The sequence below is a fragment of the Pseudomonas sp. OVF7 genome (assembly GCF_030644265.1).
GTDB classification, from domain to species: Bacteria; Pseudomonadota; Gammaproteobacteria; order Pseudomonadales; family Pseudomonadaceae; genus Aquipseudomonas; species Aquipseudomonas gorinensis.
Genome location: NZ_CP128996.1, coordinates 4,318,609 through 4,331,098, shown reverse-complemented (window position 1 = coordinate 4,331,098; position 12,490 = coordinate 4,318,609). Strand labels below are relative to the sequence as shown.

The 12,490-nt window shown below is 55.5% G+C and carries 10 protein-coding genes and 1 pseudogene; 6 read left to right on the top strand and 5 right to left on the bottom strand.

The window, feature by feature from the left end:
• The first annotated feature begins 448 nt into the window (after positions 1 to 448).
• Complete coding sequence (locus tag QU606_RS19610) at positions 449 to 1,267, top strand: M949_RS01915 family surface polysaccharide biosynthesis protein (protein WP_024075409.1); 819 nt, start codon at positions 449 to 451, stop codon at positions 1,265 to 1,267.
• A gap of 107 nt (positions 1,268 to 1,374) precedes the next feature.
• Positions 1,375 to 2,289 carry a tyrosine recombinase XerC gene (xerC, locus tag QU606_RS19605; RefSeq protein WP_024075410.1) on the top strand — a complete coding sequence of 305 codons (915 nt, stop codon included), beginning with the start codon at positions 1,375 to 1,377 and terminating at the stop codon, positions 2,287 to 2,289.
• Between the two features lie 65 nt (positions 2,290 to 2,354).
• Here xerC and QU606_RS19600 read toward each other — a convergent pair whose 3' ends face one another.
• Positions 2,355 to 3,212, bottom strand: coding sequence for an SDR family oxidoreductase (locus tag QU606_RS19600; RefSeq protein WP_193689346.1), 858 nt, complete (start codon positions 3,210 to 3,212; stop codon positions 2,355 to 2,357).
• Positions 3,213 to 3,305: 93 nt separating this feature from the next.
• A complete protein-coding gene (locus QU606_RS19595) occupies positions 3,306 to 4,517 on the bottom strand; it encodes a multidrug effflux MFS transporter (protein ID WP_304997380.1) in 1,212 nt (403 codons plus the stop codon).
• Positions 4,518 to 4,702: 185 nt separating this feature from the next.
• Here QU606_RS19595 and QU606_RS33050 point away from each other — a divergent pair.
• Positions 4,703 to 5,473 (top strand): annotated as a pseudogene (locus QU606_RS33050) (MCP four helix bundle domain-containing protein); the annotation flags it as partial.
• Complete coding sequence (locus tag QU606_RS33045) at positions 5,468 to 6,331, top strand: methyl-accepting chemotaxis protein (RefSeq protein ID WP_370531123.1); 864 nt, start codon at positions 5,468 to 5,470, stop codon at positions 6,329 to 6,331. The pseudogene QU606_RS33050 and the gene QU606_RS33045, both read left to right, overlap by 6 nt.
• Positions 6,332 to 6,395: 64 nt before the next feature.
• On the opposite strand, the gene QU606_RS19585 is transcribed toward QU606_RS33045, so the two are convergent.
• The gene (locus QU606_RS19585) at positions 6,396 to 6,764 is read right to left on the bottom strand and encodes a helix-turn-helix domain-containing protein (RefSeq protein WP_024075414.1); all 369 of its coding nucleotides are present in this window, start codon (positions 6,762 to 6,764) and stop codon (positions 6,396 to 6,398) included.
• Positions 6,765 to 6,863: 99 nt separating this feature from the next.
• Here QU606_RS19585 and QU606_RS19580 point away from each other — a divergent pair, with 99 nt between their 5' ends.
• Entirely contained in the window at positions 6,864 to 7,613 is a 750-nt protein-coding gene (locus QU606_RS19580) for an SDR family NAD(P)-dependent oxidoreductase (RefSeq protein ID WP_069077397.1), read from the top strand.
• 578 nt (positions 7,614 to 8,191) lie between these two features.
• Complete coding sequence (locus tag QU606_RS19575; RefSeq protein ID WP_304997379.1) at positions 8,192 to 9,826, top strand: hypothetical protein; 1,635 nt, start codon at positions 8,192 to 8,194, stop codon at positions 9,824 to 9,826.
• A gap of 993 nt (positions 9,827 to 10,819) precedes the next feature.
• Here QU606_RS19575 and QU606_RS19570 read toward each other — a convergent pair.
• Positions 10,820 to 11,026 (bottom strand): hypothetical protein, encoded by a 207-nt coding sequence (locus QU606_RS19570; protein ID WP_304997378.1) that lies wholly within the window; start codon positions 11,024 to 11,026, stop codon positions 10,820 to 10,822.
• Between the two features lie 572 nt (positions 11,027 to 11,598).
• On the bottom strand, positions 11,599 to 12,441 hold the full coding sequence (locus QU606_RS19565; RefSeq protein WP_304997377.1) for a hypothetical protein: 843 nt from the start codon (positions 12,439 to 12,441) through the stop codon (positions 11,599 to 11,601).
• Between the last annotated feature and the right edge of the window lie 49 nt (positions 12,442 to 12,490).

The following is a 12,490-nucleotide window of genomic DNA, read 5'->3' as shown; positions in this document are numbered from 1 at the left end:
CAGCAATCAGTGGGCGAAAATGCAGGCAACTGATCAAAAGGCAGTGGGGTGCGTGGTGTTCATTCAACGTCCTGAAGGCTGACCGTGTGTTCTTCCTAAGTGAACTGGAGTAAAGACCATTTCGCGCAAAGGTAAAGGGTAATCAACTAGTTAGTCCGTAAAGCGCGGTTTGCTCTCAAGTCCGTGAACCCAAGATTAAGCGTAAAAATGTTGTACGAATATGAAAGCCTGATGAAAAACTCGTTTATTTGACAGGTAGACAGCTAGGGTTCAGCTAGGTACCTAACGTGTTGAGCCGTGCGGTAAATCCGCGAAATAGACGCGTGTTGGCCGCTGATGGGAGGCTGCAGGCAAACAACGGCTTCGACCGCCGAATTTATTCAACAATCTTCTCTGCATTGCCGCTCAAGTGCCGGTAAAGTAAGCCATCTCTTGCCAGGGTACTCGGATGAATAGCGTGCAGCTTTTGCGTGGCCAGTTGCGGCCCGCGTTGATGGGCTTGTTGATGACGATGGCGTGTATCACGACCGTGCGGGCCGATGAGGGGGTGGCGCTGACCCCGGTCACCCAGGTGCCGGAGGGCGTTGAAGTCCGTGGTAAGCAGGTTGCCGCCTATACATGGGACGACCGTCAGGGCAAGAACCTGCTGGTGCTCGCCGAACAACTCAATGAACGCGAGGACGATGGCACCCAATCGGCATTTGTCTATGCAGCCCAATACCTGATCGATGGCGACCGCCCCAAACGCATGTGGATGCTCTACGACGATGTACAGCATTGTGAGTTCGACGCGGCGTTGCACTTCGACATGGCTGCCACCAAGGTCACCGACCTGGCCGGCGACGGCCTCACCCAGGCTACCGTGGGTTACTCGCGCACCTGCACCAGCGATGTCAGCCCTAACGAATTCAAGCTGATCATGCATGTGGGCAAGTCGCAGAAGTACCGTTTGCGCGGTGTCGACCGCTACGGCGCCAGCTGGTGGGACGAAGAGGCCGGCGCACTGCGCGGCATGCCGTTGCCCAAGGACTGCAGCGTAGCCGGGCAACAGGCGCTGGTCAGCCAGTATAAGGAGCAGGGTACCGAACTGCCGTTGCCGGGTTGCTATACCGACGAGAAGGATTTTGCCAAGGCGCCGGAGAACTACCTGACGTTCATGCGCCAGCACTGGTTTGCGCTGATGCAGAAGCAGGATGCCGAGTGGAGCCAGTCCCAGACCCTACCTCAGCCTCAGGAACCCACCGAGGATGACGAAACGGCCCCGTGATGTGGCAGGCGGGCGGGTCCTGCGTTAGACTCGCCCCTCGCCATTCACTAAATACCTCGATTTAACAATGACTTGATCGAGGTATTTAATCCAAAGGCTGATCTACCTTGACTGAGTCTATCCGCAATCCACTGACCCTCTATCTCACTCGCCTGGCCCCCTCCAGCCAATTGACCATGCGCTATGTGCTGCAAGACGCAGCCGACCGCCTGGGGTACGAGGACATCAACCTCGAAGACATTGACTGGCACCTGCTGCAACCTGAACACGTGATCGCGCTCGTCGCTGCCTTGCGCGAGGACGGCTATGCCCCCAATACCTCATCGTTGTATGTGAACGCGGTGCGCGGGGTGATGAACGAAGCCTGGCGCATCAGCCTGATCAGCCAGGAGCATCTGTTGAAGATGCGTTCGGTCAAGGCGACTCCTGGCAGCCGCCTGGGCCAGGGGCGCAACCTGCGACGCACGCTGATCCGCGAAATGATGGAAGTCTGCGCCGCCGACCCGCGCCCCCAGGGCCTGCGCGATGCCGCTGTGATCGGCATCCTTTACGGTTCAGGTATGCGCAAGTCGGAATCGGTCAACCTCGACCTGGGGCAGATCAATTTCCAGGAACGCAGCTTGCGGGTGATCGGCAAGGGCAACAAGGAGCTGGTCAAGTACGCGCCAGACTGGGCTTTCGCCAAGTTGCAGGCCTGGCTGGCGTTTCGCCGCGAACAGCTCAAGGAAGGTGAACAAGACGATACCTTTCTCTTCAACCGCATCCGTCGTGGCAGCCATATCACACGCGAGCGCATCACCAAGCACGCGATTTACTACATTGCCCGTCAGCGCGGTGAGCAGGTCGGCGTGAAGATCATGCCCCACGATTTCCGCCGCTCGTTTATCACGCGGGTGATCGAAGAGCACGACCTGTCGATCGCACAGAAACTGGCGCACCACACCAATATCCAGACCACCGCCAGTTATGACGTGCGTGACGACAACGAGCGGCGGCGGGCGGTGGACCGGTTTGATTTGTAAACGATCAGCGCACTATTCAACCGTGTGGGAGGGAGCAAGCCTCTCCCACCGGGTAATGTGCAGGATCAGAGGATCGGTTTACCGCCGGTGACGGCGTAACGTGAGCCCGATATGTAGCTGGCTTCGTCCGAGGCCAGCAGCACATAGATCGGCGCCACCTCTACCGGCTGCCCAGGACGGCCCAGCGGTGTTTCGCTGCCAAAACTCTGCACATCTTCATCGGGCATGGTCGCCACGATCAACGGGGTCCAGATTGGGCCCGGTGCGACGCTGTTGACGCGAATACCCTTGCTGCCCAGCAACTGCGCCAGGCCACCGGTGAAGTTGGCTATCGCGCCTTTGGTGGCGGCATAGGCCAGCAACGTCGGCTTGGGCATGTCGGAATTGACTGAACTGGTGTTGATGATCGAACTGCCGGCCTTCATATGGGGCAGGGCAGCCTTGCAGATACGAAACATCGCGGTGATGTTGATATCGAAGGTCTTGACCCATTCTTCATCCTCGATTTCTTCGAGGGTTTCGTGTGTCATCTGGAAGGCAGCATTGTTCACCAGCACATCGATGCGACCGAACTGTTCGACGGTCTTGTCGACCAGCGTCTGGCAGTTGGCCTTTTGCGCGATGTCACCGGGCAACAACAGGCACTGGCGACCGGCTTCCTCGACCCAGCGTGCGGTTTCACGGGCATCTTCATGTTCGTCCAGGTAGGCGATCGCCACATCGGCGCCTTCGCGGGCAAATGCGATGGCCACGGCGCGGCCAATACCGCTATCGGCACCGGTAATCAGGGCGATTTTATTCGCCAGCCGGCCTGAGCCCTTGTAGCTCTGCTCGCCGCAGTCGGGGTACGGGTCCATTTTTTTCTGGGAGCCGGGTACCGATTGGGCTTGAGGGGCGAAAGGCGGGCGAGGGTAGTCGGTCATTTCAAACTCCATAGCTGTTTAAGGGTGCTATGGAATTAGGTGTTTGCCCGCCCGCGATAGTTGTAATGGATGCCTTCCAGGCCCGACGAATGGTTACGGCGAAGGCAGGCCACTGGAGCGCAAGTGTGCCGGCAGACGGCGCAAGGTCCATAAAGTGGTGAGCATTGCGGCCACGGCACACAGCGCGATACCGAGTAGCATGGGGGCCGGAGTGTGGTCTGCAAACAACCCGACCAGGGTCATGGACGCGGCCGCGGTGATCATCTGAATGGCACCGAGCAGGGCTGACGCAGAACCGGCCACCGCGCCATGATCCTCCAGGGACAGCACCCCGGCGGCCGGCAACAGCAAGCCGAGAAAGCCAAAACCGATAAACAGCAGCGTCATCATCAAGGCCAAGTGGCTGCCCCACAGCGTGGTGGTGGCCAACACGAGCATGACCGCCGCTACCGCCACCACCGACCAGCGAATCAACGGCGCCAGGCCAAAGTGTGCGCTCAGGCGTGCGGTGAGTTGGCTCATGGCAAAGAACGAGGCCGCGTTCAGCGCAAAGCACAGGCTGAATTGGGTCGGCGTCAGGCCGAAATACTCGATATATACGAACGGTGCGCTGCCGATAAACACGAAGAACGTCGCCAGGCCAAACCCGCACACCACCGACAACCCGGTGAACACCGGGTCGCGCAGCAGGGCGCCGTAGCTGCCGAACGCGCTGCCCAGGGTCTTGCCCAGCCGGCGTTCGGCGGGGTGGGTTTCGGGCAGTTGCACGATGGTCATCACTAGGCAGAGCAGTGCCACCACGGCAAGTACCACGAATACCTCGCGCCAACTCCAGAGCGAGATGACCAGGCTACCGGCCAGCGGGGCCAGGATCGGCGACACACTCATCACCAGCATCAGCAATGCCATCAGGCGCGCGGCCTCATGGCCGGTGTACAGGTCGCGCACAATCGCCCGGGGAATCACCATTCCGGCACACGCACCAAAGGCCTGAACCGCGCGAAAACCAATCAATACTTCAATGCTCGGCGCCAAGGCACAACCGATACTGCCCACGGCGAAGATCAACAGGCCGGCGTAGATCGGCAGCTTGCGCCCAAATACGTCGCTGATCGGGCCATAGAACAACTGGCACACACCAATGATCATGAAGAACACCGTGAGGCTCATCTGCACTGCCGAAGGCGAAGCGCTCAGGCTGGCACCCAAGGTCGGTAGCGCGGGCAGGTAGATATCGATGGCGAAGGGGCCGACGGCGGTGATCAGGCCCAACAGCACGGCGAGGTGGGCGATACGTTTGGGCATGGCAGTTCCGGGCGAAGCAAAGGCCGATCAGCTTAAAGAACCGCTTGCCTGCAAACAAGCCGCTGCACCGGCTTTGAGGTAAACCGCGCAGTTGCTCGAACTTAGGCTTCAATAACATAGAGCTTCAGCCGATAACGTGTTCAGTGATGTTCAAGCGGTAGGGCTACCAACCGGCGGTCCAGGCTATGGGGAAAACCAGCATGACGATCAAACTACGCTTGATGTTGTTGATTGCGACCGGGTTGATCACCGCCCTGATCATGAGCCTGGCCAGTTATCTGGGGAATAACCAGATGAGCGATGCCGTGCGGGACAGCGAGGTCAGCATGACGGTGCTGCGCAACCATATGGAAGCCGACATGATGCACGACGCCCTGCGCGCCGACGTGTTGTCGGCCATGTTGGTGGGGTTGGGCAAAAGCACCAGCACCAAAGCCGAGGTCACTGCCTCGCTGAACGAGCATGCCGAACACTTCCGGCAGGTATTGGGAGATAACCTCAAGCTGCCGCTGGATGACACGCTCAAGGCCGCCCTGGAAAAAATCAAACCGAGTCTCGACACCTATATCAGCGCCAGCGAGCGTATCGTCGCGCTGGCCTTGGAGAATCCAGAGGCTGCTCGTGCCGATCTGGGCGCGTTCAACAGCATTTTCAGCCAGTTGGAAGAACAGATGGCGACCTTGAGTGGCCTGATCGAAAACAACACCCAACAAACCGGCAGCGAGACGCGCCAGACTATCAGCAATGCCAACTTCACCCTGGGCGCGGTATTGATTGCCAGTCTTTTGCTGCTCCTGGCGCAGGGGCGCTGGGTCACCCTGAGCATTATGGGGCCGTTACAGGCCGCCAGCCGTATTGCCGACAGCATTGCCCATGGCAACTTGAGCGAGCCGATTATCGAGCCCAAACGCAAGGACGAAGCCAGCGCGCTGATCCGCAGCCTCGCCACAATGCAGCGGGATTTGCGCGGCATGATCGAAGTGGTGCGCAGCAATGCCCATGGCGTCAATGGCATGAGCGAGCAACTGAGCCATGGCTGCCATCAGGTGTCAGGCAGTAGCCAACAGCAGAGCGCCGCCGCCAGTACCATGGCCGCAGCGGCGAGTGAAATGACCGCCAGTATTGAGGAAATCACCCGCCATGCCGGACGAGCCCTGACCATGGCCAACCAGGCGCAAGCCTTGGCCACCGATGGTGGGCGGGTGATTCACCAGGTCGTCAGTGACATGGACGGCATTGCCCGTTCAGCGCAGCAGTCGGCCTTGGTGATCCGTACACTGGACAAGGAATCCGAAGCGATCTTCAGCATTATCCAGGTCATCAAGGGGATCGCCGACCAAACCAACCTATTGGCCCTGAACGCCGCGATTGAGGCCGCTCGCGCCGGTGAGCAGGGGCGTGGTTTTGCGGTGGTCGCCGATGAAGTGCGCAGCCTGGCCGGACGCACCAGTGCATCCACCCAGGAAATCGCCAGCATGGTCGGGCGTATCCAGCAAAGCACCCGGGAGGCGGTGACCAGCATGGAGGAGGGCGTCGCCCAAGTCGATAAAGGCATGGCGGTGACCGCTGACGTCGAGCGCGCCATCCGCGAGATTCTGCAGGCCACTCTCAATACCACGGAACTGGTGAACGATATTTCCCGCACCATCAGCGAGCAGAGCCTGGCCAGTAATGAAATTGCCCATCAAGTGGAGATGATCGCGGGCATGTCGGAAAACAATACCCGGGTGATAACACAAACGGCCTCGACGACGGATGAGTTGTCCTTGCTGGCAGGTGAGCTCTCACAGTCAGTCGATCGTTTTCGCCTTTGATGGTTTTTAATTTAACTTATTGATTTAACTCAACTAAATAGTCATTTAGTTGAGTTGGGTAACGTCAGGAAACTGAAGGCTGGGCGAGGGCGGTTGTTCTTCGCTCGCTGATGCGCTCGACCGTTTCCATATGCTCCGTCCCCCAGGCGCACAGCGCGCCCAGCGCAGTGGCCAGGGATTGCCCGAAAGGCGTGAGGGAATACTCGACCTTGGGCGGTATCTCCTGAAAGTCCATACGCGCAATGATTTCGTCACGCTCCAGTTCTTTCAATTGCTGGATCAATACCTTATCGGTCACACCGCCAATGGCGCGTCTCAATTCGCCGTAACGGTGAACATCCTTCGCCAGATGATAAAGAACCAGCGGTTTCCACTTCCCGCCGATGACTGCAAGGGCCGCGTCGAGCCCGCAACTGAAAGCGTTATTGGCCATGCTCGTGCTCACTGATTGGGTACTTACCAAAAGGTGCATACTATTCAAATTAAAAGCGCGGATCTACAGTTGGGCCTCAACTTTTCTTGGGAAACCATCATGAACAGGCTCATCGGAAAAATTGCAGTCATTACCGGCGGGAACAGCGGCATCGGACTGGCCGCTGCCATACGTTTCGCTGATGAAGGTGCACAGGTCGTTGTCGTGGGACGCCGTCAGGCGGAACTGGACAAGGCGTTGCAGCTTATCGGCCATGACGCCGTTGCGATCCAGGGCGACATTTCCAGGCTGGACGACCTTGAGCGTATTTACACGCAAATCAAGGCGGACAAGGGGCGGATCGACATCCTGTTCGCCAATGCAGGGCTTGGGGATTTCCAGCCCATTGGATCGATCACTGAAGAGTCTTTTGACCGCACGTTTGGTATCAACGTCAAAGGCACATTGTTCACCGTGCAAAAGGCCTTGCCGCTGATGAGCGCGGGCGGCTCGGTGATCCTGACCGGCTCGACGACGGCAAGCATGGGGACACCGGCATTCAGCGTGTATAGCGCCACCAAGGCGGCGCTGCGTAATTTCGCCAGGAGCTGGGCGCTGGATTTGAAAGGCACGGGCATACGCATCAACGTGCTTTCGCCAGGACCGATCTCGACACCTGGCCTGGATTCGGCATTAGCCACAACGGGCCAGGCTGATGCGATCGTCGACGGTATGATCACGCAGTTGCCACTGGGCCGCATCGGCAAGCCGGAAGAAGTTGCCGCCGCGGCATTGTTCCTGGCTTCGGAAGAAAGCAGCTTTATGACCGGGAGCGAAATGTTCGTGGATGGCGGTTTCGCTCAGGTTTGAGACGACGCAGGTTTGGCCGATGGCCAAGAGGGGTTTTGCCTGCTGAAATCAGGTGGGCATTGTCCCTCAAGACGTAGCATCGTATTACGCATAATGTATATTATGTTAAATTGCGTGTCATGCCAGGTTACTGGGCAATCTCCCGCCACCCCCAGGCTAATCGGACACGATGCTTTTGGCCTTGTGAGCGTTGAAACAAAAACGGAATTCTGTCGCGTCACCGGAAACAGCCCTTTCCCAATGCCTTGCCCTCGACAGTTCATGCGCAACCTGAGTTACGGCCGACCACTGTCGAATCCAGAACGGAATGGTAAGGGGTTTGGGGTCATTTTTATTGTGTCCAAGCCTGTCGGAACCAAAACGGAAAAATGTTAAGACCTCTGTCTGCGCCGAACCTAACCTTTTGAAATATATGCCTTTCTTTAAAGCGCATTGTTCACTCCAACTAATCGCTGTCAGAGCCAAATCGGATTAAAGATACGCTGCGCAAGGCGTTTGTCTTCAAGGTTTGCCAAGCCTAGATACTCAGCTACATTGGGCTGGTACATGCTCCAATCGGTCTCATCAAGGACGTCATGGTGTTCCCGAGATCAATCCTCACCGACCACGGTGAAACCGCACGCCGTACTGAAGCCGACGTTAACGTCATCGAAGCCGATGGGCGTTTTGTAACCCAGTCGTCTCTGATCTTCGGCTACCTAGCCTCATTCCCGGCAAAGACACACGCAATCGAAACCTACGATTATTTTTGCCGGTACGTCGAAAGCCTTCCTCCCTACATGCGAAGCAAGCCTCGCATCGTGACCTTCCTAGAAAAATTCGTCCTCTGGGCAATTTGCATTGCAAGGAAGCCACTGGCTGAATTCACGGCAGCAGATCTCAGGGTCTTCAGCGCGTTCTCCGCGCGGCCTCCAGAAACTTGGATTGGCGTTCGGGATGCGAGATTCGACATTAATGAAGGCACAGAGCGCCTTAGCGAAGACTGGAAGCCATTCGTCCAACCAATAACAGACCCTGAATCTGGGTACGTGCTAAACCGATTTTTTAAGTTTTTGAGCATGGACTTGGGTGTACAGCCCAAGCTGGCGAGCTGCGATTTGTATAGAGCTCCCCGAATGCCCTTCAGTGAGCAAGACGACTCCCAAGCCCAGGCGTACCTTCAATACCTAGCCAACCTGACGCCGTCCACCAAGGTTTCTGAGCGTAGTTTGTTCGTATGCTCGGTCTGCTATCACCTGTGCCTCAGCTTCAAGGAGTGGCGCTCAGCGCGACTTCACTTTTCGATGTCGTGCTTCTCATCAATAGGCTCGGACGATCCGCGCTTCACTATGCGAGGTCATCTTCGGGACTACAGTATCCCCGTTCCTCAAACCCTTATAGACACGATAGCCAGATACAGGCACGGTCTGGGTATGAGCGCCATTCCATCAGTGGACGAAGTCGATCCAATACTCACGGAGGCGTTGCTCAATAAGTTAATGTGGAGACTCCCCAAAATGCCTGGCTTGGAGTGTTCTCCGAGTGAGTTGCTTGATCGAGCCGTGGGTTTTCGCGTCACTCTGCTCGATCAGCCAGTACCGATTCGCCCGTCACCCAGCGAAACGTCGCGCCAGTACCGGTTGGGATGGACGCGTAAGCAGCTATCGAAAGCACGCGGAGTCATTCATCATCAAGATACTGCGGATCTGGACACGCATTACCACAAACAGAATCGCCCGCCTCCATTATTTGGCATGCACCAGAGAGACGTACTAGTTTTTACGAAGCCACAGGCCCAAGCCTATGTCGAAAGCTGCTTTCCTAAAAAATGCTTCACCGTCGCGATGGACTCGTTTGAGGTAATTCGAGCGTATCGATCGTGCAGTGCGGATCGGCTTAAGCTAGTGGCGCTTGAAAAACTGCTTTTGTGGTCAATCTACGTTAAACAAAAATGCCTTCATTCTTTGAGACCGCTTGATGGTCGGGAGTTTTACGAGTTTTGTCTTTCGCCGCCTGCTAGCTGGACGACTAGGTATGCCCAGGCAAGGCTGCATGTGGAAATTAAGAGCGTGATACCAAATCCTAAGTGGGCTCCATTTGTCCGCATCTCCGGTGGCGATCACGACATGGTTGTGCGAGCAGCTCGAATCATAGACTGGTGCGATAACGTTTGTGATTCATTACTCAAGATCGAATCAATCAAGATAAACATTTTCTCTAATTTGCTGGACTAGGGAGTTAGATGTTTAAAACTACGCAAGTCTACTCAAGCAGCGAAGCAAGACCGCCCTCCTCAGTCCATCTGATTTCATGATCCTTGAGTGCCCAAGAGCCGGTGTCAGCGTTTCGCCACTTCTGGACGAACCCCCCCTAAACCTGGACGCCCCGGCCAACGAAAAATCGAGTGCATGATCGTTACATCCGCCCTCCTCTTCGTTTTTCCCTGCACGAAAATAGCTCCATGGGGTAAGCATCCGAGCCGCTCTGTATCTCCTAGCTCCGGCCAGAAAGCTACCATCAGAATGCAGATGAAGCGGTCGCCTCGGGCGATCGCCAGTAACGAAGCTTTCAAAGAGTCCGTGGGTCTTGCATGGCTCGACTTCATTGCGCCGCCATTCCAGCGAGGAGTCGACGACAACCTGATCGTTTATCACGTAGCAAGCTCGTCGCACATGGAAAGCGCTGTCGAGGTTGTGAGACTTGCGCTCGGCTCACTGTCGCACGACACCTGGTACGCCCGCGTTCATGCTGAAGGGAGCAATGAACGGAACAGGGCTGCGTACGCGGCTATTAGAGCTGCTGCTGAGCACTACAACGAAGCGCCTGTCGCGGACGAAGATTTGCGGCAGTTTGCGCTCCACCTCAAGTTTTTCCCTCATGATCTGGATTCGGATTGTGGCCATGACGTTGGGCGGAGCGTCCATGCAAGCTGGTGAAGCTGAATGCGGAGATCACCTACGCCTTCGTAGTCCCATTCTGGTCAGAAGTAGCTCCGTCCATGTTGACTGCCACCGAGGTAAAGACCGGAAGTGAGGTACCTGCACTTGGTTCGGATGGGCAGCAAACTGAAGGGCGTGGTGCATGATCTGCCCTCGGTGCCCTGGTCGTAGATCTCACTGGTCGCCGATTTTCATCCAGCCAAAGCCGTTCCAGATTGATGTTTCAACCGGGAACGGCTCTCCAGGGTTAGATAAGGTCATATGGTGAGTAACGGGATACTTGAGCAGCTATTTGGGCAGCTGCCCATCCTCATCCGTTTCGCTCAGGTCGTCTGGACTAATAGGCTCCAGGTTATAATTAAGGAGGACGCCAGCTTTGGAGTCTTGATAAGTAACCAGTTTGTATTTCTGCTCTACTGCAGAGGGGGCTTCGTCGGCGAACAGACAATCTATGACCGTGTAGTCCACCTGCACAACTCTGGGGTCATTTTTCATCTGATCTTCTCCCCGCTTTATTGAAGCCATGTAGCAAACCTGCTCATTGGCGTCGTGGGATTGAGAGTAGGACGTCGGCTAAGCTTGTCAAGGTGGTTCTTCATCGTTCGTCAGTGGGTAGTGATCTCAATTAAAAACGCAGCATGGAACTTTTCAAGGCTAAGGCTTAGACAATATATTGTTAATTGCTTCAATGGTATACTAAGTATACTTAATAGATTGCCCTAAATCCTCTTGCGGAATCAATGCATTACTGAGCAGTCGGCAAGCATCACAAGAATTAGTCGACTGATGGAGGCTCGATTTTTTTGCCTGCTTTTGAAACCAGGCTGGAGAACTATGGATTGGGCAAGGCAGGTGCTTTGCTCAGTGGTCTACAAGGAAGGTCAACGTTGTCTGCCAGGCAGATGCGCCCTACTCCAATCTTTCCTTGATAGGGGTACAACAAGAGCCCCTGATGAAATAGGCTAACCCCCGCCGGCTTGCAGCGAGCTGAAACTCTAGGGCTCGGCCGGACGTGGATGCAGTGACCGGCTAGGCTTAAGTCAAAAAAAGTACTCGACTGATGCCATTCATTGAACCCAAACTGATGTCGGGTTTTCGCTTAAGGCCGAATATTCACACGTAACGGTCTTGAAGCCTTCTGGGATAGCCACCGAGCGCAGATAAGACACTTTTCTCCACTCGAACCCTGCAAACTCATCTAGGGTTGGAGCAACAAGAGCCAAGCGTTTATTGGCGTCCAGAAATACCATGGTTGTTGTGGAGCTATCGATATTCGCGCAAGGAGAGTGCGCATTGAAATCTACAGACTGAGCGATCCTGTAGATCATTTGAAGCCTCTGAATATCTTTGTCAATCCTGAAATGCGAAAATAGGGTTATGATTATAAATGCGAGCCCTGTTACAACTTGGCAGAATATAAGCATGAACCCTTTACCATGATGGTGTCCTTGCATCACCGAAAGGGCTGCCAAGACGAAGCACGCTATGCCTGAGGCGACGAAAAATAAAAACAGGAAATTGATCATGTGCAACAGAGTGCTCGCCATCAAGGTCATCGGAAAAGCACTGGCTTCCATGTGGAATATAGTGTTGATATCCACTGATGCCTTTGCCCTGGCGACGTAACCTAGGCATGCAACAAAGAAAGCCCATAACAACAAACTAGACTTCAGATTGATGAGGCGATTCATTAGGGTTACTTCAACCAAGCCCAAAAACACATAAATCGAGCCCAGCACGACGCCGCACATATAAATGGCGAATTTGTCGGGTTCTGGATCAGTACCGTTATTACATGCGATTGCGATGGCAAACATAACGCAGATCACTAGGCTCACACCGAATAAGGCACGGACTGCGGACTCTTTAGCTTTAGTTTCATCTGAAGGGTTGGTGTAGGAAATGCTCAACGCTCTCTAACCTTATTTGACTCGTGAATGATGATGGTAGCGACAGCAG